This is a genomic window from Deinococcus planocerae (assembly GCF_002869765.1).
GTDB lineage: Bacteria > Deinococcota > Deinococci > Deinococcales > Deinococcaceae > Deinococcus > Deinococcus planocerae.
In genome coordinates this window covers 59,903-83,666 of record NZ_PNOR01000003.1, presented here as the reverse complement: position 1 = coordinate 83,666, position 23,764 = coordinate 59,903, and the positions used below count along the sequence as shown (strand labels likewise).

At 71.0% G+C, this 23,764-nt stretch carries 26 protein-coding genes; 4 read left to right on the top strand and 22 right to left on the bottom strand.

The features are described from left to right. Entirely contained in the window at nucleotides 1-1,479 is a 1,479-nt protein-coding gene (gene tilS / locus A7B18_RS02375; RefSeq protein WP_245872718.1) for a tRNA lysidine(34) synthetase TilS, read from the bottom strand. A 153-nt stretch (nucleotides 1,480-1,632) separates the two neighbouring features. Here tilS and A7B18_RS02370 point away from each other — a divergent pair, with 153 nt between their 5' ends. Continuing rightward, entirely contained in the window at nucleotides 1,633-2,112 is a 480-nt protein-coding gene (locus A7B18_RS02370) for a peroxiredoxin (protein WP_102125064.1), read from the top strand. Here the strand turns inward: A7B18_RS02370 and A7B18_RS22395 are convergent. From A7B18_RS22395 to kamA, 4 genes are all read right to left on the bottom strand, one after another. Next, the gene (locus A7B18_RS22395; protein WP_245872710.1) at nucleotides 2,099-2,533 is read right to left on the bottom strand and encodes a hypothetical protein; all 435 of its coding nucleotides are present in this window, start codon (nucleotides 2,531-2,533) and stop codon (nucleotides 2,099-2,101) included. The two genes, A7B18_RS02370 and A7B18_RS22395, sit on opposite strands and share 14 nt — an antisense overlap. A 10-nt stretch (nucleotides 2,534-2,543) precedes the next feature. Beyond that, complete coding sequence (locus A7B18_RS02360) at nucleotides 2,544-3,032, bottom strand: Panacea domain-containing protein (RefSeq protein WP_102125063.1); 489 nt, start codon at nucleotides 3,030-3,032, stop codon at nucleotides 2,544-2,546. Between the two features lie 109 nt (nucleotides 3,033-3,141). Beyond that, entirely contained in the window at nucleotides 3,142-4,500 is a 1,359-nt protein-coding gene (locus A7B18_RS02355; RefSeq protein ID WP_102125062.1) for an acetyl ornithine aminotransferase family protein, read from the bottom strand. A gap of 166 nt (nucleotides 4,501-4,666) precedes the next feature. Next, the gene (gene kamA, locus A7B18_RS02350) at nucleotides 4,667-6,094 is read right to left on the bottom strand and encodes a lysine 2,3-aminomutase (RefSeq protein ID WP_102125061.1); all 1,428 of its coding nucleotides are present in this window, start codon (nucleotides 6,092-6,094) and stop codon (nucleotides 4,667-4,669) included. Between the two features lie 159 nt (nucleotides 6,095-6,253). Here kamA and A7B18_RS02345 point away from each other — a divergent pair, with 159 nt between their 5' ends. Next, a complete protein-coding gene (locus tag A7B18_RS02345) occupies nucleotides 6,254-6,715 on the top strand; it encodes an Lrp/AsnC family transcriptional regulator (RefSeq protein ID WP_102125060.1) in 462 nt (153 codons plus the stop codon). A 20-nt stretch (nucleotides 6,716-6,735) separates the two neighbouring features. Here A7B18_RS02345 and A7B18_RS02340 read toward each other — a convergent pair whose 3' ends face one another. The 10 genes from A7B18_RS02340 to hisB all read right to left on the bottom strand — a co-directional run bounded on the left by A7B18_RS02340 (nucleotide 6,736) and on the right by hisB (nucleotide 15,009). Continuing rightward, nucleotides 6,736-7,026, bottom strand: coding sequence for a hypothetical protein (locus A7B18_RS02340; RefSeq protein ID WP_146009431.1), 291 nt, complete (start codon nucleotides 7,024-7,026; stop codon nucleotides 6,736-6,738). Nucleotides 7,027-7,171: 145 nt separating this feature from the next. After that, a complete protein-coding gene (gene trpD / locus A7B18_RS02335) occupies nucleotides 7,172-8,179 on the bottom strand; it encodes an anthranilate phosphoribosyltransferase (protein ID WP_102125058.1) in 1,008 nt (335 codons plus the stop codon). Beyond that, nucleotides 8,179-8,820 carry an anthranilate synthase component II gene (locus A7B18_RS02330; RefSeq protein ID WP_102125057.1) on the bottom strand — a complete coding sequence of 214 codons (642 nt, stop codon included), beginning with the start codon at nucleotides 8,818-8,820 and terminating at the stop codon, nucleotides 8,179-8,181. Before A7B18_RS02330 ends, trpD begins: the two co-directional genes overlap by 1 nt. Continuing rightward, entirely contained in the window at nucleotides 8,817-9,200 is a 384-nt protein-coding gene (locus A7B18_RS02325) for a four helix bundle protein (RefSeq protein ID WP_281260134.1), read from the bottom strand. Before A7B18_RS02325 ends, A7B18_RS02330 begins: the two co-directional genes overlap by 4 nt. Nucleotides 9,201-9,217: 17 nt before the next feature. Continuing rightward, nucleotides 9,218-10,660, bottom strand: coding sequence for an anthranilate synthase component I (trpE, locus tag A7B18_RS02320; RefSeq protein WP_102125055.1), 1,443 nt, complete (start codon nucleotides 10,658-10,660; stop codon nucleotides 9,218-9,220). A 462-nt stretch (nucleotides 10,661-11,122) separates the two neighbouring features. Further along, nucleotides 11,123-11,392 (bottom strand): hypothetical protein, encoded by a 270-nt coding sequence (locus tag A7B18_RS02310; RefSeq protein WP_102125054.1) that lies wholly within the window; start codon nucleotides 11,390-11,392, stop codon nucleotides 11,123-11,125. Further along, complete coding sequence (locus A7B18_RS02305; protein WP_102125053.1) at nucleotides 11,389-13,431, bottom strand: 1,4-alpha-glucan branching enzyme; 2,043 nt, start codon at nucleotides 13,429-13,431, stop codon at nucleotides 11,389-11,391. Before A7B18_RS02305 ends, A7B18_RS02310 begins: the two co-directional genes overlap by 4 nt. A gap of 94 nt (nucleotides 13,432-13,525) precedes the next feature. Next, the gene (locus A7B18_RS02300; protein ID WP_102125052.1) at nucleotides 13,526-13,765 is read right to left on the bottom strand and encodes a hypothetical protein; all 240 of its coding nucleotides are present in this window, start codon (nucleotides 13,763-13,765) and stop codon (nucleotides 13,526-13,528) included. Between the two features lie 21 nt (nucleotides 13,766-13,786). Then, a complete protein-coding gene (hisH, locus tag A7B18_RS02295; RefSeq protein ID WP_102125051.1) occupies nucleotides 13,787-14,425 on the bottom strand; it encodes an imidazole glycerol phosphate synthase subunit HisH in 639 nt (212 codons plus the stop codon). Further along, nucleotides 14,422-15,009 (bottom strand): imidazoleglycerol-phosphate dehydratase HisB, encoded by a 588-nt coding sequence (gene hisB, locus A7B18_RS02290; protein WP_102125050.1) that lies wholly within the window; start codon nucleotides 15,007-15,009, stop codon nucleotides 14,422-14,424. Before hisB ends, hisH begins: the two co-directional genes overlap by 4 nt. A gap of 172 nt (nucleotides 15,010-15,181) precedes the next feature. Here hisB and ddrA point away from each other — a divergent pair, with 172 nt between their 5' ends. Next, nucleotides 15,182-15,787 (top strand): single-stranded DNA-binding protein DdrA, encoded by a 606-nt coding sequence (gene ddrA, locus A7B18_RS02285; RefSeq protein ID WP_102125049.1) that lies wholly within the window; start codon nucleotides 15,182-15,184, stop codon nucleotides 15,785-15,787. A gap of 140 nt (nucleotides 15,788-15,927) precedes the next feature. On the opposite strand, the gene hrpB is transcribed toward ddrA, so the two are convergent. Genes hrpB through A7B18_RS02255 form a run of 6 tightly spaced genes read right to left on the bottom strand, consistent with a single transcriptional unit; the run spans nucleotide 15,928 to nucleotide 21,643 of the window. Then, complete coding sequence (hrpB, locus tag A7B18_RS02280; RefSeq protein ID WP_102125048.1) at nucleotides 15,928-18,432, bottom strand: ATP-dependent helicase HrpB; 2,505 nt, start codon at nucleotides 18,430-18,432, stop codon at nucleotides 15,928-15,930. Nucleotides 18,433-18,462: 30 nt separating this feature from the next. Beyond that, nucleotides 18,463-19,098, bottom strand: coding sequence for an HAD family hydrolase (locus A7B18_RS02275; protein ID WP_102125047.1), 636 nt, complete (start codon nucleotides 19,096-19,098; stop codon nucleotides 18,463-18,465). Beyond that, nucleotides 19,095-20,033: an NAD(P)/FAD-dependent oxidoreductase gene (locus tag A7B18_RS02270; RefSeq protein WP_102125046.1), complete on the bottom strand. Its 939-nt coding sequence runs from the start codon at nucleotides 20,031-20,033 to the stop codon at nucleotides 19,095-19,097. Before A7B18_RS02270 ends, A7B18_RS02275 begins: the two co-directional genes overlap by 4 nt. An 8-nt stretch (nucleotides 20,034-20,041) precedes the next feature. Beyond that, nucleotides 20,042-20,734, bottom strand: a complete 693-nt coding sequence (locus A7B18_RS02265; protein ID WP_102125045.1) for an SDR family oxidoreductase — start codon at nucleotides 20,732-20,734, stop codon at nucleotides 20,042-20,044. 10 nt (nucleotides 20,735-20,744) lie between these two features. Next, nucleotides 20,745-21,047: an inorganic diphosphatase gene (locus A7B18_RS02260; RefSeq protein ID WP_245872708.1), complete on the bottom strand. Its 303-nt coding sequence runs from the start codon at nucleotides 21,045-21,047 to the stop codon at nucleotides 20,745-20,747. Between the two features lie 38 nt (nucleotides 21,048-21,085). After that, the gene (locus A7B18_RS02255; RefSeq protein ID WP_245872707.1) at nucleotides 21,086-21,643 is read right to left on the bottom strand and encodes a hypothetical protein; all 558 of its coding nucleotides are present in this window, start codon (nucleotides 21,641-21,643) and stop codon (nucleotides 21,086-21,088) included. Between the two features lie 85 nt (nucleotides 21,644-21,728). On the opposite strand from A7B18_RS02255, the gene A7B18_RS02250 reads away from it, so the two are divergent. Further along, nucleotides 21,729-22,916: a class I SAM-dependent rRNA methyltransferase gene (locus tag A7B18_RS02250; RefSeq protein WP_180969985.1), complete on the top strand. Its 1,188-nt coding sequence runs from the start codon at nucleotides 21,729-21,731 to the stop codon at nucleotides 22,914-22,916. Nucleotides 22,917-22,978: 62 nt separating this feature from the next. Here the strand turns inward: A7B18_RS02250 and A7B18_RS02245 are convergent, their stop codons facing one another. Further along, entirely contained in the window at nucleotides 22,979-23,671 is a 693-nt protein-coding gene (locus A7B18_RS02245; RefSeq protein ID WP_102125043.1) for a Crp/Fnr family transcriptional regulator, read from the bottom strand. Nucleotides 23,672-23,764 lie beyond the last annotated feature (93 nt).

Below are 23,764 nucleotides of genomic sequence, written 5' to 3'. Positions count from 1 at the left end.
CTATCCGCCCCGCAGCGCCCGGAAGGTGTCACGCAGCAGCCGGGCGGCCTCCCGCTCCCGGACGCCGCCCGTCACGCGCGGCGTGTGACCCCAGGGGTGGGCGAGGAGGTCGGTCACGCCGCCCAGCGCTCCCGCCTTCAGATTCCGGGCCCCGAAGACGACGTGCCCCACCCGGGCCTCGACCGCCGCCCCCAGGCACATCGGGCAGGGTTCGAGCGTGACGACGAGGGTGCAGGCCGTCAGGTAGGGGGTGCCGAGGGTGCGGGCCGCCTCCCGCAGCGCCTCCACCTCGGCGTGGCGGGTCATGTCGCCCATCTCCCGGCTGAGGTTGTGTCCACGCCCAACGACCGCCCCGTCCGGCCCGAGGACGACTGCGCCGACCGGGACCTCGCCCGCAGAGGCGGCCTCGCGGGCCAGGGCGAGCGCCTCCCCCATCGCGGCGGGGAGGGGGTCTTCGGGCTGACCCGCCTCCTCCCGCGCCCCGACCGCCCAGAGGGGAGGACGCAGGCCCACCCACCGCACGTCCCCCCCCTCCGCGAGGAGCGGCACCCGGTCGCGCTCCTCCCTCGGGATATGCGCGTCGGTGAGCACGTCGCTGAGCTTGCGCGTGCCGCCGGAAAGGCGAATCCGGTCGCCGTCCCGCCGGGTGCGCCGGGTCCAGCCCTCGGGGAGCGGGAAGGTGGGGACAGGCCAGGATTGCGGCGCGAGGTGCAGCCTGCCACCCGTCGCCGTCACGTCCCGCGCGCCGGGAAGGGTGACGTGGGCCGTCTCTCCTCCAGAGAGAGCGTGCGTGAGCGTCACGACGTGTTCGGCGTGGTACGGCAGGCCAGCCCCCCTCAGCGCCCGAACGACGAAGCGCCGCAGCACGGCGGGCGGCTGGGCGGCGAGGGGCGCGTGATCGCCGAGCCGCGAGGCCCACTCCCCCAACGCCGCGTCGTCCTCGCGGGCGAAGGTGGCGACCCGGGCGAGGGCGCCTTCGACCTCGGGGAAGCGGGCGGCGAGGGTGGGAAGCACGACCGTCCGCAGCCAGGCGCGGGTCCGGGCAGGGTCGGCGTTCGTGGGGTCCTCGCGCCAGCCCTGCCCGAGAGTGCGCAGGAAGCCTTCGATCTCGGCGCGGGGCACGTCCAGCCAGGGGCGGCGCACCCGGCCCCGGGCGGGCGGGATGCCGCTCGGGAGGGCCTCGCCGCGCAGCAGGCTCATCAGGACCGTCTCCGCCTGGTCGCGGCGGGTGTGGGCGGTCAGCACCGCCTCCGCGCCGTGCCGCTTCGCCACCCGGCCCAGGAACTCGTAGCGCACCCGGCGGGCCGCGTCCTCCACGTTCCAGCCGCGCCGCTCGGCCACCGCCGCCACGTCCACGCGCGTCTCCTCGACGGGCACGCCCAGGCCCTCCGCGAGGTCCCGCACCCAGTCGGCATCCCCCCCCGACCCCTCGCGCAGGGCGTGGTCGAGGTGGGCCGCGACGGGCCGCGCGCCGACCATCAGGAGGGCCCGCAGCAGCGCCACGCTGTCCGCGCCGCCCGAGACGCCGAGGACAACCACGCGCCCCGCGAAGGGCAGCAGCGGCGTGGTGAGGGCGGGGACCGTGGGGCGGGGCACGCGGGCATTGTAGGCGGGGGCCTTAAAATCGGTTCCATGAGTCCCTCTGTCGGTCAACCCGCCCCCAGCTTCGACGCGCGCAGCGACGACGGGCGCCCCGTCCGGCTCGCCGAGTTGCGCGGGTCCTGGGTGGTCTTGTACTTCTACCCCCGCGCGAACACCCCCGGCTGCTCGATCGAGGCCCGGCGCTTCGAGGCGGCCCTCCCCGAGTTTGAGCGCCTGAACGCGCAGGTCGTCGGCGTGAGCACCGACACCGAGGCCCGGCAGGCGAACTTCCGCGACTCCTGCTCGCTGTCGTTCCCCCTGATCCCCGACGGCGACCGCAGCGTCAGCCGCGCCTACGGGGTGATCGGCGGGCTGGGCGGGCTGCTCGGCCTGGCGGCGCGCGAGACGTTCCTGATCGACCCAGGGGGCAAGGTCGCCCACCACTGGCGAGGCGTGAACCCGGCCACCCACGCCGCCGACGTGCTGCGCGTGCTGGAGGAGCGGGCGCAGACCGGCGTCAGCGCGTCCTAGGGTCCGGCGTCGGGACCACCCGCTCCGGTTCCTGCGGGTAGAGCCAGCGCAGGAAGACGAGGAACAGGCCGATCACGGTCGCCGTGCTCGTCGTCAGAAAGGCGATGATCACCCCCGCCTCCAGCCGGAAGGGGCGGCCCAGCAGGGTGCCCCACCCGACCGCGACGGTCAGGATCACGTCGGCGACGAGCCAGAGGGTCGCCAGGGTAAAGACCGCAAAACCCGCCCAGCCGCGCCACCGCTGCTGGGCCCGGGCCTCGCTCAGCGATAAGGCCTGCCGCTGCCGGAGGTAGTCCTCGTCGGCCCGCTGGCGGCGCTCGCTCTCCAGGCCGCCCTCCACCCGGGCCTGGATCGCGCTCATCTGGATGGAGCTGATGGGGGTAGCGGGGGGAACAAGCGGGTCGGGCCGGGGCTCGGTCATGCGCTCCCGCTCAGGCGCTGCGGGAGAGCGCCGTGTAGTACTCGCGGGTGACCTCGTTGGGAATCAGGTCGTTCCGGCTCCCGAACACCTGCATCCAGGGGGTGCCCTGGAGGTGCGTCAGCCGCGAGAGTTCCTCGCCGTCCATCTGCCCGTAGGTCATCCACACGCTGCGGATCACCTCCAGCGCGGCGGGGTCCCGGCTGAGGTCGGGTTCGCCCGGCGACACGTCGAGTGGCTCGGCGATGGGCGTGCGGCCCCGGCCCCCCCAGTGGTCCCACAACCGGCGGACGACCGGGCCGCGTTGCCACGCGTGGACCGTGTTGTAGATCAGGGGCCGCCCCAGCAGCGCCAGCGTCCACCCGTGCGCGATGTACACCAGTTTGTGAACCTGCATCTGCGTGAGGGTCCGTCCCTCCGCCCGCGCGAGGTCGAGGAAGGCGTTCGCCACCACCTCGGCGGCGTACCCGGTCTTGGTCGGATCGTCGATGGTGACGGTCAACGTCGGCCTCCTTTCTGATCACAGCGTAACACGCCCGGAGGAGTGTGAACTGTGGAAGGTGGACCGTGAAGTTTTGCACATCACGGCCCACCCTGACCCCTGTCCCGACCTACAACGCCGCCAGCGCCTCCCGCATGATCTGTAACCCGGTCGCGGCCTCCTCGCGCGTCAGGATCAGCGGCGGGCTGATGCGGATGACGGCCTCACCGCAGTCGAGGTTCAGGAGGCCGCGGCGAAACACCTCCAGGCTGGCGCGGTCACGCAGTTTCCCGTCGGGGCTCCCGTCCGGCCCCACGAACTCCAAGCCGATGAACAGGCCCTCACCGCGCACGTCGCCCAGGAAGGGGAAGTCCGACTGCATCTTCCGCAGCTCGGCCAGGATGTACGTGCCGACCTCGCGGGCGTTCTCCATCAGGCTCTCGCCGCAGCCGGGGTGCTTCTCCACGCCTTCGAGCAGGTCGAGGGTGGCGTGCGCCGCCGCCGCCGCGACCGGGTTGCCGCCGAAGGTGGAGCCGTGCGAGCCGACGGGCCAGGTCATGACCGACTCCCGGGCGAGCATCGCGCTGATGGGCAGACCCGAGGCGATGCCCTTCGCCAGCGTCACGATGTCGGGCTGCACGTCGAAATGCTGGAACGAGAACATCTTCCCCGTGCGCCCCATCCCCGCCTGCACCTCGTCGAAGATCAGGAGGATGCCGTGTCGGTCGCACAACTCGCGGAGTTGCGGCAGGAAGTCTGCGGGCGGCACGATGTACCCCCCCTCGCCCTGCATGGGCTCGATGATGAAGGCGGCCACCTCGTCGGCGGGAATGACCGTCTGGAACAGCAGTTCGATGTGGTCGAGAACCGCCTGCCCGCAGGTCTCCGACGTGCTGCCCAGCGGTGGACGGAAGGGATTGGGATACGGCACGTGCGAGACGTTGGGCAGCAGCGGGCCGAAGCCGCGCTTGTACTTCGTCTTGGAGCCCGTCAGGGTGATCGCGCCGTAGGTCCGCCCGTGGAAGGAGCCCAGCGTGGAGATGATGTGCGTGCGCCCGGTGTGATTCCGCGCGAGCTTCACCGCCGCCTCGACTGCCTCCGCGCCGGAGTTACCGAAGAATACGCGCCACTTCTCGCCGGGACGCTCGATGTGGGCGACCAGCCGCTCGGCGAGGCTCGTCGTGATCTCCTGCGGGTAGTCGGTGAGGCAGACGTGGGTAAACCGCGTCATCTGCTCCCCCACGGCCTTCACCACATGCGGGTGGGCGTGCCCGGTCGTGCTCACCGCGATGCCCGCGAAGAAGTCGAGCATGGTGTTGCCGTCCACGTCGGTCAGCCACACGCCCTCGCCGTGGTCCGGCACGAAGGGATAGGGCCGCATGTAGGAGGTGGAGAGGTGCTGTTGGTCGCGCGCCATGATCTCGGCGGTCTTGGGGCCGGGGAGGGCGGTGCGGAGGAGGGGTTGGCGGGGTTTGGGGAGGGTGGTCATGGGGACTCCTGAATAAATTGCGTGAATAGGGAGGGACTTGGGCGATGGCGTCGCGTGTAACCCCTCCGGCCCTACGGGCCACCTCCCCTCAAGGGGAGGCAAGGTGTCACCCTGGCTCCCCTTGAGGGGAGCTGTCAGCGAAGCTGACTGAGGGGTTTTACGCAGCTCAATCCCCGCTCACCGTCTCCGCCACCTGCGACATCCCGTCCGGCGCCGTGTCGGTCACGGTCGCACTCCCCACCCCGTACGCCGCCCACTTGTCCTCGCGGCTATTGAGGCGGTGGACAGTAGCGCCCGGGCGATTGCGACTCTCGCTGAACTCCTTGGGCTCGATGGAGATGCGCTCGCCCTCCATCAGGCCGTAGATGCCGCTCTGGCCGGGCTCGCGGCGCTGCCAGTCGTCGGGAACGGCCATGTCGGGGCCGGTGTAGTCGGTCGGCTCGGAGTAGGCGGCGATGTAGCCCTCGAAGTTGCGCAGGATCAACTTTTCGGGGGAGTGAGACAGGACGTAATTGGGCGCGACCGGAATCTTGCCGCCGCCGCCGGGCGCATCCACCACGTAGGTCGGCACCGAGTAGCCGCTCGTGTGCCCGCGCAGGCTCTCCATGATCTCCAGGCCCTTGCTCACCGTGGTCCGCAGGTGCCCCGCCCCATGCACGAGGTCGCACTGGTAGATGTAGTAGGGCCGCACCCGAATCTTGACGAGTTCGCGCAGGAGCTTCTGCATGATGACCGGGTGATCGTTCACGCCGCGCAGGAGGACGCTCTGGTTACCGAGGGGCACACCAGCCCGAGTGAGACGGTCACACGCCTCCGCCACCTCCGGCGTGATCTCCTTGGGGTGGTTGACGTGGATGTTCATCCACAGCGGGTGATTCTCGGCGAGCACGTCGCACAGTTCCTGGGTCACGCGCATGGGCATGAAGACCGGGACGCGCGTGCCGATACGGATGATCTCGATGTGCTCGATCTTGCGCAGTTCGGAGAGCAGGCGGCCCAGCACCTTCGGGGCGAGGGTCAGGGGATCACCGCCCGAGAGCAGCACGTCGCGCACCTGGGGCGTGTTGCGCAGATAGTTGAGCTGCGCCTCGTACTCGGCGGGATTGAAGGTCTCGCTAGGGTCGCCCACGATGCGCGAGCGGGTGCAGTAGCGGCAGTACGAGGCGCACTGGGTCGTCACCAGCATCAGCACCCGGTCGGGATAGCGGTGGACGAGGCCGGGTACGGGGCTGTGCTTGTCCTCGGCGAGCGAGTCCTCCATCATCGCCGTGAAGGGCTCCAGTTCGTGGTGGGTAGGGATCACTTGCCGCCGCACCGGGCAGGTGGGGTCCTCGGGGTCCATCAGCGAGGCGAAGTACGGGGTGATGTCGAGGCGGAAGATGCCCTTGGCACTCGCCCCGGCCCGCTCAGACTCGGTGAGGCGGATGACCTCTTCGAGTTCCTCGACGGAGTTGATGCGGTTCTTGAGCTGCCACTTCCAGTCGTACCACTGCTCGTCGGGCACGCCCTCCCACTTCGGGGCGCGGTGGTTGCGGGGCAGCATCTGCTGGGACCGGACGGTCGCCTGCGGGTGCAGTGTCGTTACACGGGTCATGGGGTCCTCCTGAGCTGGAATGAAATGTGATCTCTTCGCGTTCATTGTTGGGCTTGGCGGGGGCTTTTGGAAGGCGCGCCGCCCATTCAGGTGACACGCCGGAGCGCCACGTCGGCTGTCAAACGCCATTCACCACCTTCCAATTGATAAGATGCCCCCATGAAGCAGCACGGCGGCCACCTCGACCCCCTCGATCACCGCATCCTCGAAGAACTCCAGACCGACTCGCGGCTGAGCATGAGGGAACTGGGGCGGCGGGTGGGGCTCTCGGCCCCGGCGGTCACCGAGCGGGTGCGGCGGCTGGAGGACGCGGGCGTGATCCTGGGGTACGGGGTGCGGGTAGCGAGTAGGCCCCTGGGGCGAACGATCACGGCCTTCATCGGGGTGCAGGACTCGGGGCGCAACGACCCGGCGCTCGTGCGGTGGGCGAAAAAGCACGACGGCGTGCTGGAGTGCCACAGCGTGACCGGGGACAACTCCTGCATCCTCAAGGTGGCCGTGCCCGACGTGGGGGCGCTGGAGACGATGCTGGGCGACCTGATCGGGATGGGCTTCACCTGCGACACGAGCATCGTGCTGAGTTCGCCGCTAGAGGGGAAGGTCTTGTTGCCGCCGAGGTGAGAGGGGAGCGACTGTTCCTCTCAAAGCTCGGCAGCCAACCCGTCGAGCAACGACCGGACAAGCCATACCACACCAATGGATACAACGGCAGCCGCAAACCAATCGCCCTCGATGGCGAATTGAAGGGGCACGAGCCACACCACCGCAAGCGTGACATACAGGGCAACCGTCAGGAAAACGGCACTCGGCCTGGAGCGGAAACGCCGATGGGCAGCGAAGGTGATGCCTAGGGTCAAGAAAGATAGGCTCACTACCCCTCGCAAATACTTCAGGTTTTCAACGTGTAACCATTCAAGAACCTCGTCCCACACGCAAATGCGCTCCTCTCGCCGTACCGCCGTCACGATACGACTTAAGGAATTGCAAATCTGGGAAAATTAAGCATCGGGTCGCCATCTAGCCGTTCTTAGGGATCAAATGGTCACCATTCGACACTGGCCTACAGCCCTCCTGGACTCAACCCGTCCGCCGCGTGTGCGCCGCGTACCGCTCCAGCAACTCCCAAGCCGCCCCGCTCGCCATGACCGCGCGGGCCTGCTCGACCCCCTCGCGGATGCTTCCCACCCGCTCCGCCGTTCGCAGGGCCGCCCCGACGTTGAGCGCCACGATGTCGCGCTGGGCGGGGGTGCCGCCGCCCGTCAGCAGGGCGCGGGTGATCTCGGCGTTCTCGGCGGGGGTGCCGCCCACGATGGCCTCGCGGGGGTGCAGGCCGACGCCCGCCTCCTCGGGATGCAGGGTACGGTCGATCACCTCGCCGTCACGCAGGCCCGTGACGGTGTTCTCGCCGCAGACGGTGAACTCGTCAAGGCCGCTGCCGTGGACGACCGTCGCCCCACGTGCTCCCAGCAGGCGCAACACCTCGGCCAGCGTGCGGGTCAGGTCCGGTTTGAACACGCCCACGACGAGGTGGGTGGCCCCGGCGGGGTTGGAGAGCGGCCCCAGGATGTTGAAGACCGTGCGGGCGGCGAGGTCGGCGCGGACGGGGGCGGCGTGCCGCAACGCCGGGTGGTAGTTGCGCGCGAACATGAAGCCGATGCCGAGACGGTTGATGCCCTCCGCCACCACCTCGGGGGGGGCGTCGAGGTTCACGCCGAGGGATTCGAGCACGTCGGCGCTGCCCGCCCGGCTGCTCGCGGCGCGGTTGCCGTGCTTGGCGACCGACACGCCCGCCGCCGCCACCACGAAGGCGGTCGTCGTGGAGATGTTGAAGGTGTGCGCCCCGTCGCCGCCCGTCCCCACCACGTCGAGAAGCACGTCGCGCGGCTCGACCTCGACCCGCACCGCGTGTTCGCGCATGGCCTGGGCGAAGCCCGCGATCTCCTGGGGCGTCTCGCCCCGCACCCGCAGGGCTGCCAGGGCCGCCGCGAGGCGCACGCCGCTCACGTCGCCGTCCATGACCTCACGCATGAAGGCGGCGGCCTCGGGTTGGGTCAGGATTTCGCCGTTCATCAGGCGGGCGTGCATCACGCGGGCTCCTTCTGCACCCGGTGCTCGCGGACCACGTTCAGGAAGTTGCCCAGCATCGTCTTACCGTCCTCGGTGGCGATGGATTCGGGGTGGAACTGGACACCGAAGACGGGGTAGTCGCGGTGGCGCAGGGCCATCAGCACCTCCTCGCCGGGGTCGCTCGTCCACGCGACGGGCACGAGTTCGGGCGGCAGGTCGCGCACCACGAGGGAGTGGTAACGGGTCACGCGCACGTCGCCCTCGATCCCCGCGAAGAGGCCCGAGCCGTCGTGCCGCACGGGGCTCGTCTTGCCGTGGACGGGTTGGAGGGCCCGCCCCACCCGCGCCCCGAAGGCCTCGCCAATGCTCTGGTGGCCCAGGCAGACGCCGAGCGTGGGGAACTCGGGCCCCAGTTCGCGGACGACCTGCACGCTCATCCCCGCTTCGAGCGGCGTGCAGGGACCGGGAGAGACGACGATGGCGTCGGGGTTCAATCCCCGCACGTCGTCGAGGGTGAACTGATCGTTGCGCCAGACGATGAGGTCGCAGCCCAACTCGCCGAGGTATTGGACGAGGTTGTAGGTGAAGGAGTCGTAGTTGTCGATGAGGAGGACGGTGAGTGGGAAGTGGGAAGTGGTCAGTGGGTCGTCGGGGATCATCTCTTGGCCTCCTGATATTGGATGAAGCGGTTGAGGCGCTTGGTGAGGATGTTCAGGGTGTCGAGAAGTGTGGGAGCGGTGGAAACAGGTGTCAACTGGAGCCGTATGCTCAGCTCTATCAAGGTATGAAGTTCGTAGGCGGAACCAAGCGCGATGCGACAGAAGCGGACCAGTTCTGCGGGCGATCCTCGGCCCACGCCTTCGGCGATATTGGCAGGGATAGAAACGGCGGCCCTGCGGGCTCGTGAGGTCAAACCGTAAACTTCCACCTTCGGCCACTGCGCCGTCAACCGATGGGCATGTTCCACCACGTCCATTCCTTCCTGCCAAATCCGTAAGTCCCGAACGCTGCCCGGCCCCTGCCCACCTTCCCCACTCACCACTGACCACTTCCCACTTACAGGCCACCTGCGGCCATCTCCACCGCCCGCATCAAGGCCGCCGCCTTGTTCCGCGTCTCCAGCTCCTCGCTCGCCGGGTCGCTGTCCGCCACGATGCCCGCCCCCGCCTGGATGTGGACCCTCCCGTGAGCGATGACCATCGTCCGCAGGGTCAGGGCCATGTCGAGGCTGCCGTCGAAGGCGATGTAGCCGAAGGCGCCGCCGTAGGGGCCGCGGCGGACGGGTTCGAGTTCGTCGATGATCTCCATCGCGCGAATCTTGGGGGCGCCGGAAACCGTGCCCATCGGCAGGACGGAGGCGAGGGCGTGCAGGGGCGTCTGCCCTTCCCGCAGCTCGCCCGTCACCGTAGAGACGATGTGCATCACGTGGCTGTAACGCTCGACCGAAAAGGCGTCGCGCACCCGCACCGTCCCGTACCCGCTCACCCGCCCGAGGTCGTTGCGGCCCAGGTCCACGAGCATCAGGTGCTCGGCCCGCTCCTTCTCGTCGGCGAGGAGTTCGGCGGCGAGGGCGTCGTCGGTCTCGGGGTCCGAGCCGCGCGGGCGGGTCCCGGCGATGGGGCGGGTGATCACCGTATGCCCGTCGCTCCGCAGCAGGCTCTCGGGGCTGGATGCGACGAGGGTCACGTCCCCCAGGGCGAGGTAGCCGAGGTAGGGGCTGGGATTGACCCGCCGCAGGGCGCGGTACAGGGCGAAGGGGTGCGTGGTGAGGTCGGCGCTGAAGCGCTGCGAGGGCACGACCTGGAAGACGTCCCCGGCGCGGATGTACTCCAGGCTGCGCTCCACGGCGTCCATGTAGCCCCGCGGCGTGAAGTTGCTCACGAAGTGGGGCGCGGGGGTGGGCTCGCGTCCGGGCACTTCTTCAGGGAGAGGGCCGCGCAGCCGGGTGGTCAGGTCCTCGACCGTCGCGTCCGCCCGCTCCTGGGTGTCGGCGGTGGCGACGGCGATCAGTCGGTGTTTGAGGTGGTCGTAGACGACCATGCCCTCCGGCACGATGAAGAGCGCGTCGGGAACGTCCAGCTCGTCGGGGTTGGCGTCGGGGAGGCGTTCATAAGCGCGGATGAGGTCGTAGGCGGCGTATCCAACGGCCCCGCCGACGAAGGCGGGCAGGCCGGGCGGCAGGGCGACCGGGCGGGTCGTCGCGTGGTACAGCCGGGCGAGGGGGTCGGGCTCGGGCCCGTCGAAGCTCCCGAAGGTGCCCGTCGCCGTCACCCGCCCGGCGCGGAAGGTCAAGCGGCCCGATTCGCCCACGCCGATGAAGGAGTAGCGGCCCAGCCGCTCGCCCGCCTCCACACTTTCGAGCAGGAAGCTCACCGCGTGCCCCCGCGCGACCTTGAGATAGGCGGTAACGGGTGTGTCGAGGTCGGCGTTCAGCTCTTGGACGGCGATGGCGGCGGGGGCCTTGGGAGTTGGAGCGGGGTGCGGCGTGGGCTGGGTCATGGGGCTCCTGGGCTGGGTCGCTGGGTGCTGTGTCGTCGGGTGCTGTACCGTCGCGTGGCTGGGCAACAGAAAACGCGCCCGGTGGAGGGGAGTCCACCTGGGCGCGTCCGGTCTGCTTCGATGAAAACGGCGCGGGTTAGGCCCAGGCGAAGCCAGGCCACCACCACGCGCCGTTGACGGTCATGGGAGGAGCATAGCGCGGCCCGTGCCGGGCGCTCAAGCCTCCCCCAGCGGATGGCGAGCCGGGCGAGCACGAGGACGAGCACCCCCGCCCCGAGCACGGCGGCCAGAGCCTTCACCCGCGTCTTTCTCAGGTACAGCAGGATGCCGAGACCCGGGAGGAACACGCCGCTGAGGCCGACCAGCCACGCCCGCCCAGGCGCCGCGCGCGGGGGCCAGGAGAGACCACCGGACGGACGACACCCAGAGTTCTGCCGCTCGCCGTCGAAGGTTTGTCGAAGCTCAGCGGGGCGGCTGGTTGGAGGCCGCGTAGAACAGCAACCCAATCAGGATGAGGTCGAGGGCCCAGCTCGCCGGGCGCCGGAGGGTGGGGTCACGCCGCGTGCGCAGGAACTGCACCCCCAGCCGCGCCAGGAGGAGCACGGCCACGAGGTACGGGCTGGGGAGCGGACCGCCCAGCAGCGGCAGGAGAAGCAGGACGGCCACCACCGCCAACAGCGCGAAACTGAGGGCGGTCAGCGTGTCTACGCGGGGGCGTTCGGGCGGCGTCAACGTTCCTCGCTGTTCCCGGCCCCACGGTCTCCGGTGGGCAGCGTCACGGGCGGGGCCGTCTCCTTCAACTCGGGGTCGGCCACGTCCTCCCGGGCGCCCGCCTCCGTCGTCCGCGTCTCGACCTGGGGCCCCGCGGGCACGGCCTGACCCGTCTCCCCCGCGTATTCGAGCACGAGCACGCTGGTGGGCGGGAGGTTCAGCCGCAGGTGGCAGGGCTGACCGTGCCACCCCTCGTCCTTGGTCGTCAGGTCGGGCTGCTGGGTGCCGAAGCCGCCGTATTCGCCGTCGTCGGTGGAGAGAAGCACCCGGTACTCGCCCCCCTGCGGCACGCCGATGGGATAGAGGTCGCGGTACACCGGGGTCAGGTTGGCGACGACGAGGCTCCACGCACTCCCCTGGGAATCGCGGCGGAGATAGGCGTACACGCTGTTGTCGGCGTCGTCGCCGCTCACCCACACCTGCCCCTCCGAGCCCACGTCGCCGACGTGCCAATCGGGGCGCTCGCGGTAGAGGGCATTGAGCCGCCGCACGAGGTTCATGATCCCGCGGTGGTCGGGAATGTCGGCGAGGTGCCACGGGAGCTGGCCTTCCTGGCTCCACTCGGTCGTCTGGGCGAACTCCTGCCCCATGAAGAGGAGCTTCTTGCCCGGCGTGCTCCACATCAGGGCCAGGAAGGCGCGGTAGTTCGCGCGCTGGGCGTACCAGTCGCCCGGCATCTTCATGACCATCGACTTCTTCATGTGGACCACCTCGTCGTGGCTGATCGCCAGGACGTAGTTCTCGGTGGCGCGGTACACGTTGAAGAAGGTCAGCGCGTGGTGGTGGTACTTGCGCCAGAGGGGGTCTTCCTCGAAGTAGCGCAGGGTGTCGTTCATCCAGCCCATCGCCCACTTGTAGTCGAAGCCCAGGCCGCCCGGCGTCGGCTTGGTCACGCCCGAAAAGGCCGTGCTCTCCTCGGCGATGGTCACGCTGCCGGGCGCCATGTGGTGCGTCACCTCGTTCAGCCGCTTGAGAAAGGCGATGGCCTCCAGGTTCTCTCGCCCGCCGTGGACGTTGGGCACCCACTCGGTGCGCGAGAAGTCGAGGTAGAGCATGGAGGCCACCGCGTCCACCCGCAGCCCGTCGATGTGGAAGTCCTGAAGCCATTTGAGCGCCGAGCCGATCAGGAACATCACGACCTCGTTGCGCCCGTAGTCGAAGATGTAGGTGTTCCAGTCGTTGTGGAAGCCCTTGCGGGGGTCCGAATACTCGAAGAGCGGCGAGCCGTCGAAGTGCGCCAGGCCCACCTCGTCGGTCGGAAAATGGCCGGGCACCCAGTCGAGGTAGACGCCTATTCCGCGCTCGTGGAGGTGGTTGACGAGGTACTTGAAGTCCTCGGGGCTGCCCATCCGGCTCGTCGGGGCGTAGTAGCCGGTGACCTGATAGCCCCACGAGCCGTCGAAGGGGTGCTCCATCACGCCCATCAGCTCGACGTGGGTGTAGCCGAGGTAGGTCACGTATTCGGCGAGGCGGTGGGCGAGGTCGCGGTAATTGAGGAACCAGCCGTCGTCGCGCCGCGCCCAGGACTCGACGTGGACCTCGTACACGGAGATGGGGCGGTCGTACCCGGCCCGGCGCTCCCGCATCCAGGTGTCGTCCGTCCAGGTGAAGGGCTGGTCCCAGACGATGCTGGCGGTGAGGGGCCGCACCTCGAAAAAGGTGCCGTAGGGGTCCAGCTTGTCCACCGTGCGCCCGTCCGCGCCCGTGACCCGGAACTTGTACCGCTGGCCGTGCCGCGCCGAGGGCACGAACGCGCCCCAGAAGCCGAAGTCGAGCCTCTGCATGGCGTTGTCGAAGCCGTTCCAGCCGTTGAAGTCCCCCACCACGCTGACGTGCTGGGCGTTCGGCGCCCACACCGCGAACCGCACGCCCTCCACCCCGTCTTCCGTGACCGGATGCGCCCCGAGCAGGTGGTCGGGCCGCACGAGGTCGGCGGTGGCGAGCTTTTGCAGGTGGCCGTGGTCGAGGGGCAGCACACCCGGGGGAAGCACGTTGGTCATGGGGCGAGTCTACCGGGTGGGGTTGGACGGAGACGGGGAGAATCCAGACCGGGCGGAGCCGGTGAAGGAACTCCGGAGTCCGGGGCCGGGGAGGTCAGAGGGAGTCGTCTGACCCGAGCAAGTCTTCCCTGGCCTGACGGAGCATCAGTTCATACTCCGGGGCCAGGACTTCCGTGAGGGCTTTTTCGAGTTTGCCCTCAAACATCCAGACGGCCTTTTGCTCCGCCGGATGATCGAAGGGGAAGATCCCGGCCTCATCGAAACGGGCGAGCCACTCGAAGAGGACGAGGGCCTCTGCCCGGCTCAGGCTCAACGCCACGTCGTCATCCAGCACGGATGCCCCTCCAAGAAAACCTCAAGCCTCCCGACCCTCCAGCACGTGCCGCCGAAAGCGTTCGAGGATGGCGAGGCCCACCGCCCCGCTCTTTTCCGGGTGGAACTGGGTGGCGTGGACATTGCCGTGGCTGAAGGCTGCCCAGAAGGGCACCCCGTACTCGGTGACGGCACCCGCCGCCACGTCCACCTCCAGCGGCACGTAGTACGAGTGAACGAAGTAGGCATAGGCGGGGCACGCGAGCCCGCGCAAGAGGGGCGAGTCGCCCACCGGGTCGAGGCTGTTCCAGCCCATCTGCGGGACCTTGCGCGCGGGGACGGCCTCGAACTTGCGGACTGTGCCGGGGACGAGGTTCAGGCCCGGGGTGCCGGGCGCCTCCTCGGAGTCGGTGAGGAGCATCTGCATCCCCACGCAGATGCCCAGGAGGGGCGTGCCCGCGCGGGCGGCGTCCATGACCGGGCCGTGGAAGCCCCCCCGGTCGAACGCCTCCATGACCTGCCGGAAGTGGCCCTGCCCGGGCACGACGAGGGCGGGCGCGTGGGGCACGTCGGCGGGGGAGTCGGAGACACGCACCGTCATTCCCGCGCGTTCCAATGCTTTCGCGGCGCTGCGGACATTCCCGGCGCCGTAGTCGAGGAGGAGAACCTCAGGGGCGCTCACAGGACTCCCTTCGTGCTCGCCAACTCGTCCGAGGTCAGCCGCACCGCGTCCCGCAGCGCCCGCGCGAACGCCTTCACGACCGCCTCGATGACGTGGTGCGCCTCACGCCCGGCGAGGAGGCGGACGTGTAGGGTCACCCCGGCGTGGTTACACAATCCCCGCAGAAACTCGCGCAGATGGTAGTGGGTCAGGCCGCCCGCGTCCCCCCACACGTCCAGTTTCTCCGGCTCGAAGGCGAGGTGCGCGCGGCCCGAGAGGTCGAGAACGACGTGGGCGAGCGTCTCGTCCATCGGCACGAAGGCGCTGCCGTAGCGCTCGATGCCCCGGCGGTCGCCGAGCGCCTGCGTGAGCGCCTGCCCCAGCGTGATCCCCACGTCCTCGACGAGGTGGTGCGGCTCGATGTGGAGGTCCCCCCGCGCCTTCACGCTCAGGCCCACCCGGGCGTGTCGCGCGAGGGCGTCGAGCATGTGGTCGAGGAAGCCGTGCCCGGTCGCGGGCGGCTCGTGGCTAGCGGAGTCGAGGTCGAGCACGACGGTCACGTCGGTCTCGCTGGTCGCGCGGTGAACGGTGGCGGTGCGGGCCATGCGGGGCATGGTACGGCGTGAGGCGGAGGGCAATCGTGCGGCGCTCTAGGACGCACCGCCTCCCAGACGATCTGCGGCAGCCCCCCCGTCGCTCCTCATTTCACCCAAAGCCCCACTTCACGCCCCATGATTACGCCTTGACCGTAATTGTGTTCTGTTATAGACTAAATCCATGAAGTTGAGCGATGTTCAGAAACGACTCCAGGCTCCGTTTCCCGCTCACCTGGTGGGCTGGAAACCCCAGTCCTTCACCAAGGATCGCAGCCGCGCGCTGCTGCTCGCCTACGTGGACGCCCGCGCCGTGCAGGACCGCCTGGACGCCATCTGCCCCGATGCGTGGTCCTTCGAGATCGAGGTGATCCCGGGCACCGCCACGCCGACCGTCAAGGGCCGCCTGACCGTGCTCGGCGTGACCCGCGAGGACATCGGCGAGGCGGGCGAGGGCGAGTACGGCACCCTGAAGGCCGCCTCCTCGGACGCGCTGAAGCGGTGCGCGGTGCAGTTCGGCATCGGGCGCTACCTGTACGACCTGCCCAAGCAGTGGGTGGACTGGAACGACGCGCGGCGCGAGCCCGCCGTCACGCCCGAGCTGCCCGAGTGGGCGCGGCCCGACCACGAGCGCAGCCCCGGCGGCGCGCACATCGTGCAGGCGATGGAGCAGCTCAAGTACGAGTTGCCCGAGGACCTCGAACTCCAGCGCGAGGTGTACAAGCACCTCAAGGCCGCGCTGGGCAGCATCCACCCCACCTCGCAGGGTGGGCAGGGGCGGGCCGCGTGAACCCCGTCACCCCCACCCGCACCCTCGCCGTGATGGCCGCCGTCCTCGCCATCACATTGATCGGCGGGGCGCTCGCCCGGCTGTTCTGACCTCCGCTCCTTTGACGGCCCGCCCGCGCCTGGGCGGGTTTTCCCTTGCCCCTACTCGCCCCGCCGCTTCGTCCCGCGCATCGGCGCGTGGGTCCACGGGTCGTCCGGCCAGGGGTGCTTGGGGTAACGGCCCCGCAGGTCCTTGCGCACCTCGAAATACGAGGAATTCCAGAACGATTTCAGGTCCTGCGTCACCTGCACGGGCCGCCCGGCGGGGCTGAGGAGGTGCAGCAGCACGGGTGTCCGGCCCCCGTTCACGGTCGGCGTCTCGGCGAGGCCGAACAGTTCCTGCAACTTGACGGCGAGGACGGGGGGGCTGCCGTCGGGGGAGTACGTGAGCCGGATACGCGAGCCCGTCGGCACGGTGAGGTGGGTGGGCGCCAGCTCATCGAGCCTCTGCGAGAGGGGCCAGGGGAGGAGGGCGCTCAGGGCCGGGACGAGGTTCACCCGCTTCAGGTCGTCACGGGTGCGGACGCCTTCCAGGGAAGGTCCCAGCCAGTCTTCCAGGGTGGCGAGCAACGCCTGATCGGAGAGGTCGGGCCACCCGGTCTCCTTGGGCCGCCAGCGGCGCAGGGACTCGACTCGGGCACGCAGGGCCTCGGCCTCCGGGGTCCAGTTCAGGAGGTGCAGACCCTCCGAGCGGACGGCCCCGGCGAGGGCCTCCACCCGCGCCCCGTGCGGCAGGTCGCGCAGGGGCCGGGCGTCCAGCACGAGGGCGCCGACGTGCCGCTCCCGCTGGGCGACGAGGGTCCCGGTGCGGGCGTCCCAGCGCACCACGTCCCGGGTCCGCGCCCGCTCCTCCAGCACGGCGGGGTCGAGGGGCGCGGCGAGGTGGATGCGGCCCTCCCCCGTCCCCCTCCAGCTCACGGCGTCGAGGTGGGCGACGGCGAGGGCGGGGCTGCCCGCGAGCGGGTCCCCCTCCGCCAGCCGCGCCCCCTGCCCGCCCGCGAGCAGGTAGCGGCCCCCTCCCCCCTCCCGGCCCAGGGCCACCCGCTCGGGGTAGGCGAGGGCCACCAGCCGCCCCACCGCGAAGGCGTCGGGGGGCGTGTCGTCGGGCCGGACGCGTAGAGCCGAGCGCCACTGGCGGGACAGTCGCTCGGTCCGCTCCAGAACGGCGGCCTCTCCCCCGCCCCGTTCCCCCCGCCGCCACGCCCGCAGCGCCGCCACCCGGTCCGCGAGGTCCGCCCCAGCTCCGCTGCCGAGGGGGTCACGTTCCTCGAGCAGCGCGGCCACATCGGCGGCCAGGGCTCCCAGACCCAGGGCCGAGCCGTCGTGCAGGAGGTGGGCGAGGCGCGGATGGGTGGGCAATTCGAGGAGGGCCGCGCCGCGCGAGGTGATGCGGCCCGCGTCGTCCAGGGCGTCGAGGTCGTGCAGCAGATCACGGGCGACGGCCACACGGGGCCCCGGCGGCGGGTCGAGCCAGGCGAGGGCCTGCGGATCGGGCGCGCCCCACCCGGCGAGTTCGAGGGTGAGGGGCGCGAGGTCGGCCTCCTGGATTTCGGGCGGGCGGGCGGCGGAGAGCAGGGCGTGCGTCCGCTCGCTCCAGAGGCGGTAGGCGGTGCCGGGGGCCGTGCGTCCCGCCCTTCCCGCCCGCTGCTCGGCGGCGTCGCGCGTGACCCGCTCGGTCACCATGCGGGTGAGGCCGGTGCCGGGGTCGAAGCGCTGGGTGCGGCTCAGGCCACCGTCCACCACCACCCGCACGCCCGCCAGCGTCAGGCTCGTCTCCGCGATGGAGGTCGCCAGCACGACCTTGCGCCGCCCGGCAGGGTCGGGGACGAGGGCGCGGCGCTGCTCGGCGAGGGGCAGGTCGCCGTAGAGGGGCAGCACGACCGCACCCACGTCCGACAACGCCCCTTGTGCCCCGCGAATCTCCCGCACCCCGGGCAGGAAGGCGAGGATGTCCCCCTGGGGATGGGCCGCCAACGCCTCCCGCACCGCCCGGGCCACGGTGTCCTCCACCCGGCCCGTGGGGTCAGCGTTCAGATACCGCACCTCGACCGGGTAGGCCCGTCCCGCGCTCTGCACCAGGGGCGCGTCCAGCCGTTCGGGGAGGGCCGGGTCGAGGGTCGCGCTCATCACCAGGACGCGCAGGTCGTCTCTCAGGGCGCCTTGCACCTCGCGCAGCAGGGCGAGGGCGAGGTCGGCGTTCAGCGACCGCTCGTGGAACTCGTCGAGGATGACGAGGCCGACGCCGTGCAGTTCCGGGTCGTGTTGCAGGCGGCGGGTGAGGATGCCTTCCGTGACGACCTCGATGCGGGTGCGCCCCGACACGCGCGACTCGAAGCGGACGCGGTAGCCCACCGCCCCCCCCACCTCCTCGCCCAGGCCCTCGGCGAGCCGGGCCGCCACCGCCCGCGCCGCCACCCGCCGGGGCTGGAGGATCACGATGGAACGGCCAGCCAGCCAGGGTTCTTGCAGCAGTTCGAGCGGCAGGCCGGTACTCTTCCCCGCCCCGGGCGGCGCCTGGAGGACCACCAGCGGGTGCCGCTCCAGGACCGCCCGCAACTCGGGCAGCACCTCGAAGACGGGCAGGGGCTCGGCGGTCACGCGGGGCATGGTAGCAGGGGGCTTGTGGAGGAGCTGGGCTCACCGTCCCGGCAGGCTCAGCACGTCCCGCAGGTCGCCCAGTACCGCGTCGGGTACCTCCCCCTTCAGCGCGTGCCCGGTGGGAAGGTAGGCCGCGCGTAAGCCCACCTGTTGCGGTCCCCACACGTCGTTGCGGGGCGAGTCGCCGACGAACCAGGCGTCCGCCGCGCTCACGCCTAGCCGGGAGAGGGCGAGCGTGTAGATGGCGGGGTCGGGTTTGCTCAGGCCCACTCCCTGACTGATCACCACGTCGTCCACGAGGGGGGCGAGGGCGCTGCGCTCCAGGCAGGCGGTCTGCGCCTCCACCCAGCCGTTTGTCACGACGCCGACCTGGACGCCGCGCCACCGCAACTCGCGCAGCACATCGTGGGCGTGGGGCATGGGCACGGGGGCGGCGAGCGAGTGCGCCGAGAAGTCGTCGAGGAGCACCTGCGGGTCGCGCGTCAGGGCAAATTCATGCACGAGGAGCGGCATCACCTCGCGCTTGGGGCGGTAGCCGAGGTCGTCGAGGACCGTGAACCGCTCGGCGTACCCGTCCGGCAATCCATACCGCGCTACATGCCCGGCGAGCCAGCCTCGCAGGGTCGCGGCGCGGTCGTGCAGGGTTCCGTCAAGGTCGAAGAGGACGGCCTTCAAGCTCCGCCCTTGTGGCTGTTGCCTTTGTGGAAGGCCGCGCCCAGCGCCTCCACCTCCTCGTGGATCAAGGTGGTGTTGATCCCCACGGCGGCGGTCATACCGCTCGCGGCGGCGTTCACGACGTACTGCGGCGCCCCAGCGAGGTCGCCCGCCGCGAAGACGCCCGGCACGCTGGTCTCGCCTCGCTCGTCCACGGTCACCCGGCCCTTGGCGTTCATTGCGCAGCCGAGGGAGGTAGGCAGGCTGCTTCCCGGCGTCTGCTCCGGGCTCAGGAAGAGGGCGTCGAGGAGGCGGGCCTCCCGGGGGCGCAGGTGGAGGCACAGCCGGTCTTTTCCGGTCAGGCGGGCGAGCGGCGCCCTCACGATGGTGACGCCCAGCCGCGCGAGGTCCCGGCGCTGCGCGCCCGTCATCCCGTCCGGCCCGTCGGTGAAGAGGGTGACCCGATCCGACCACGCGCGAATGTTGAGGGCGAGGTGGTGCCCGGCGTCCCCGCTTCCGAGCACCCCGAGCGGGCGGCCCCGGTACTCCCAGCCGTCGCAGTACGGGCAGTGGTGGACGAGGTGCCCCCAGCGCTCACGCAGCCCCGCGACCGGCGGCAACACGTCCCGCACCCCGGCGGCGAGGAGCAGGCGTCGGCCCAGGGCCCACCCGCCGTCGTGCCGCACCGCGAAGCCCTGCGGCAGACGCCTCACCTCCCGCGCCACCGCCGCGCACACCGTCACCGGATAGGGGGCGAGGTCGGCGAGCGCCCGCTCCTTGAGGTCCAGAGGGCGAATGCCGTCGCGCGTGAGCAGGCCGTGCGCCTCCCCCGCCGGGGCGTTGCGGGGCGGGCCGCCGTCGAGGAGCAGCACCCGGCGCCGGGCCCGCCCCAGCACGAGCGCCGCGTTCACCCCCGCCGCCCCGGCCCCCACCACGATCACGTCGAAGGTGTCCATACCCGGCCTCAACGCGGCCCGGGCCGAACGCTCACGTCGGGCAGGGTGGCGTCGCGCGGCGTCTCCAGCACAAAGCGGATCGTGGAGGCGACGGTGGCCGGGTCGATGAATTCGCCGGGGTCGTACACTCCGCCCTCCTGGGTCCGCACCTTCTGCTGCATCGGGGTCGCGGTGCGGCCCGGATAGACGGTCGTGACCCGCACGCCGTGGCGGGCCTCCTCGTCGCGCAGGGCGTCGGCGAGGGCCTTGAGGGCGAACTTGCTTGCCGCGTAGCTGCTCCACTCCGGGTTGGCCCGCAACCCGGCCCCGCTGTTCACGAAGACGACCGTGCCCCGCTCCGCCCGCACCCGTGGCAGAAGGAGCCGGGTCAGCTCGGCGGGGGCGACCACGTTCACCGCGAGGGTGTGCGTCCAGACCGCGTGCCCCTGTTCGGCGACCGCGCCCAGTTCGACGACGCCCGCGTTGTGGACGACGTTCGTGACCCGCCCGACGCCCGAGAGCGCCGCCTCGAAGGTCTCCGGGCCGGTGAGGTCGAGCGGCAGGCTCACCCCGCCCACCTCGGCAGCCAGGGACGCGAGCCGCTCCGGGTCCCGCCCCTGCAAGATCAGGTCATGTCTGCCCGCGAGTTCCCGCGCGAGGGCCGTCCCGATCCCGCCCGTCGCCCCGGTGATCAGCGTCACGGGTCTGTCTGGAGCCGTCATGCGGGGAAGGCTAACGCACGACGCGCGAGTCGAAATACCGCTCCTGAAACGATGCGGTCTTCATGATCTCCCCATCCGTCAGGGTCACCCCGCCTGGCACCACGACGAGTTTGTCCTCCGCATCGTCCGCACGCAGGATCAGGGCCATCACGACCCCTTGCGCCTCTAGGACGGGCTCGGCCCAGCCCAGGAGGTAGGCGTCGAGAGGCTCGCCGTCGCCGCCGACCGTTCCCGGCACCTCGCCGGAGTTCACCTCGTACACGAGGCCCGGCCAGCGCGGGTGGACGCTCCCCAGCGGGCGGTCCACGACCACGCGCACCCGCCTGCCCTGGAAGGGGGTGAGGTCGGGCCTCAGAATCTCGCGCGGGCCTGGAGGTCGGTCAGCCGGACCTGCTCGCCCGCGAGGCTCTCGCCTTCCACCGCGCGCACCCCGAAGTAGCCCTTCCCGGCCCGCGCGGCGGCGTCGAGGGCCGGGCCGGAGAGGGTGAACCGCGTGCTCGCCTCCAGGTCGAGCGCGAGGGTCCCGACCGCCTGGGCCGCCTCCCCCGCCGCCTCGCACACCACGACGACGACGAGCGACGTGCAGGTCGGCGGCAGGTTGTCGAGGCTGGAACGCACGTAGACGCCCCCCTGCCGCAGGGTCCCGCCGTTCGCCCGGTAGGTCGCCGTGCCCGTGAGGCTGGGCCGTTGCAGGGCGGAGGGCAGGGAGGCGCCCGCGAACGCGTCCTGGCGCAAGTAGACCACGCGGCCCTGCGCCGCCGCGCTCGCCGGGAGGTCGAGCGTCACGTCGGGGAGGGCGACGGGGGGCGTGGGGATCACCCCGCAGGACGTGACGGCGAGCGCGGCCCCGATCAGGGCGGGCCCCAGACGACCGCCCATTCTTCTTCCTGCATCTTCGCGTCGTGTCATGGGCGGAGTCTAGAGCGTGGCGGGGCCGGGCGGGTCCCCTCCCCCCATTCCAGAAGGCGCCGCCTGCCCCTGCTACCCTGCCCGGATGACGAAGGCGAGCAGACAGGCGGGCGTGACCCTCAAGCCGGGGGCAGTGCGGCGAATAGCGGGCCGCTATCCCTTCGGACACGCCGGGGACATCGAGGCATCGGACGCGGGGGTCACCCCGGGGCAGGTCGTGGACGTGCGCGGGCCGGACGGCAAGGTCATCGGGCGCGGGTACTTCAACCCCGAGGGCGCGACCCCCCTGCGGATGCTGACCTGGACCCGGGAGGAGATCGACCTCAACTTCTACCGCTCGCGGGTGCGGGCGGCCCTCGCTCGCCGGGCCGGGCGGATTCAGGGCACCGACGCCCTGCGGGTGCTGCACGCCGAGGCCGACGGGCTGCCCGGCGTGATCGCCGACCGCTTCGGGGACGTGCTGGGGGTGCAGTTTCGCAACGCGGGCGTGGAGCGCCACCGCGACCTGATCCTGCGGGCCCTGCGCGAGGAGACGGGGGCCGCCTCCGCCTACGAGCGCAGCGACACGGGCGAGCGCCGCCGGGAAGGGCTCGACCTGCGCGCGGGCCCTCTCTGGGGCGACGTGCCGGGGCGCGTGACCTTTTTTGAAGACGACCTCTCGCTGCATTTCCATCCCCTCGACGCGCAGAAGACGGGCTTTTTCCTCGATCAGCGCGACAACCGCCGCCTGATGCGGTCGCTGGTCAAGAGCGGCGAGGGGTTTCTCGACGTGTACTCGTACACCGGGGGCTTCAGCCTGCACGCGGCGCGGGCGGGGGCGCGGCCCGTGGCGCTCGACAGGGACGAGCAGGCCCTCGGGGTGCTGGAGCGCGAGGCCCGCGAGAACGGGGTGGAGGTCGGCGTGCGCTGGGGAGACGCGCTGGAGACCCTGACGGCCCTGGAGCGCGCGAGGCGGACCTTCGGCGCGGCGGTGTTCGACCCCCCCACCCTCGCCAAACGCAAGGAGGACGTGCCGCGCACCAAGCGCATCTTCACCGACGGGGCCGAGCGCGTCCTGCGGATGCTGCGGCCCGGCGGGCACCTCCTCGTGAGCACCTGCGCGCACTACATCGGGGTGAGTGACCTCCTCGACGCCGCCCGCGTCGCCGCCGGGGAAGCGGGGTGCGACGCCGAGGTCGTCACCGTGACCTACCAGCCCGCCGACCACCCCCACCTGCTGAGCGTGCCCGAAAGCCTCTACCTCAAGAGCCTGCTCCTGCGCAAGGAGGCGTAGCGGGGGCAAACAGGGGGAGGGGCCCCGCGCGGCCCCGCTCCATCTCTGCCACCCATTCGCCCTCAAACGGGGTCGGCCTCCTCGATGGAGACGGCCTCCAGGGCGCCGGGGTCGAGGAGGGTAACCGCGTGGGCGGTGGCGCGCAGGACGCCGCGGTCCTCCAGCCGCCTCAGGACGCGGGCGACGGTCTCGCGGCTGCTGCTCACGCGCTGCATGATGTCGTGGGTCGTGAGCGGCAGCTCTTCCGGGTGGGGCACGCCCGCCCGGACGCGCACGCGGTGGAGGTGGGTCAGGACGTGCGCGAGCGCCGCCTCGGTGTTTTGCCCGAAGGCGATCAGCTCGTCGTTGAGGAAGGTCACCCGCTCGGCGAGCAGGGCGGCGAGGTTCCACAGCACGCGCGGGTGGCGCCTGAGGATCTGCTCGAAGTGCTCGCGGTAGAGCATCAGGGTGCGCGCCTCGGTCAGGGCCCGCACGGTCGCGCTGCGCTCCTGGCGCGAGAGCACGGCGGTCTCGCCCACCACCCCGGGCGCGTAGAGGTCGCCCATCACGCGCTCGCGGGTGCCCAGGCTGACCCGGCTCACCCGCACCACCCCGTGCGTGATCAGGTGCAGCGCCTCGCCGGGAGCGTCTTGCTCGATCAGGACGCCGCCGGGCCGGAAGGTCCGCTCGGTAACCGCCCGGGCGGCCTCCCGCACGGCGTCGCCGGGGACGTTCTGGAAGAGCGGCGAGCGTTGAAGATCGTCCAGGCGCGACATCCGCGACATGCTAGAGCATTCGACCGGGAGGGTCTGGAAGGCGGGGCAGCTTCCGCTCCCGGGGTTCTCGGATCGGCGCGACGGACCTCTTTA

Coding starts and splice junctions, on each gene's coding strand:
- tilS (WP_245872718.1), bottom strand. CDS start 1,479: ATGGTCGGCGCGCGGCCCGTCGCGGCCCACCTCGACCACGCCCTGCGC.
- A7B18_RS02370 (WP_102125064.1), top strand. CDS start 1,633: ATGAGTCCCTCTGTCGGTCAACCCGCCCCCAGCTTCGACGCGCGCAGC.
- A7B18_RS22395 (WP_245872710.1), bottom strand. CDS start 2,533: ATGACCGAGCCCCGGCCCGACCCGCTTGTTCCCCCCGCTACCCCCATC.
- A7B18_RS02355 (WP_102125062.1), bottom strand. CDS start 4,500: ATGACCACCCTCCCCAAACCCCGCCAACCCCTCCTCCGCACCGCCCTC.
- kamA (WP_102125061.1), bottom strand. CDS start 6,094: ATGACCCGTGTAACGACACTGCACCCGCAGGCGACCGTCCGGTCCCAG.
- A7B18_RS02345 (WP_102125060.1), top strand. CDS start 6,254: ATGAAGCAGCACGGCGGCCACCTCGACCCCCTCGATCACCGCATCCTC.
- trpD (WP_102125058.1), bottom strand. CDS start 8,179: ATGCACGCCCGCCTGATGAACGGCGAAATCCTGACCCAACCCGAGGCC.
- A7B18_RS02330 (WP_102125057.1), bottom strand. CDS start 8,820: ATGATCCCCGACGACCCACTGACCACTTCCCACTTCCCACTCACCGTC.
- trpE (WP_102125055.1), bottom strand. CDS start 10,660: ATGACCCAGCCCACGCCGCACCCCGCTCCAACTCCCAAGGCCCCCGCC.
- A7B18_RS02305 (WP_102125053.1), bottom strand. CDS start 13,431: ATGACCAACGTGCTTCCCCCGGGTGTGCTGCCCCTCGACCACGGCCAC.
- hisB (WP_102125050.1), bottom strand. CDS start 15,009: ATGGCCCGCACCGCCACCGTTCACCGCGCGACCAGCGAGACCGACGTG.
- ddrA (WP_102125049.1), top strand. CDS start 15,182: ATGAAGTTGAGCGATGTTCAGAAACGACTCCAGGCTCCGTTTCCCGCT.
- hrpB (WP_102125048.1), bottom strand. CDS start 18,432: ATGCCCCGCGTGACCGCCGAGCCCCTGCCCGTCTTCGAGGTGCTGCCC.
- A7B18_RS02270 (WP_102125046.1), bottom strand. CDS start 20,033: ATGGACACCTTCGACGTGATCGTGGTGGGGGCCGGGGCGGCGGGGGTG.
- A7B18_RS02265 (WP_102125045.1), bottom strand. CDS start 20,734: ATGACGGCTCCAGACAGACCCGTGACGCTGATCACCGGGGCGACGGGC.
- A7B18_RS02255 (WP_245872707.1), bottom strand. CDS start 21,643: ATGACACGACGCGAAGATGCAGGAAGAAGAATGGGCGGTCGTCTGGGG.
- A7B18_RS02250 (WP_180969985.1), top strand. CDS start 21,729: ATGACGAAGGCGAGCAGACAGGCGGGCGTGACCCTCAAGCCGGGGGCA.
- A7B18_RS02245 (WP_102125043.1), bottom strand. CDS start 23,671: ATGTCGCGCCTGGACGATCTTCAACGCTCGCCGCTCTTCCAGAACGTC.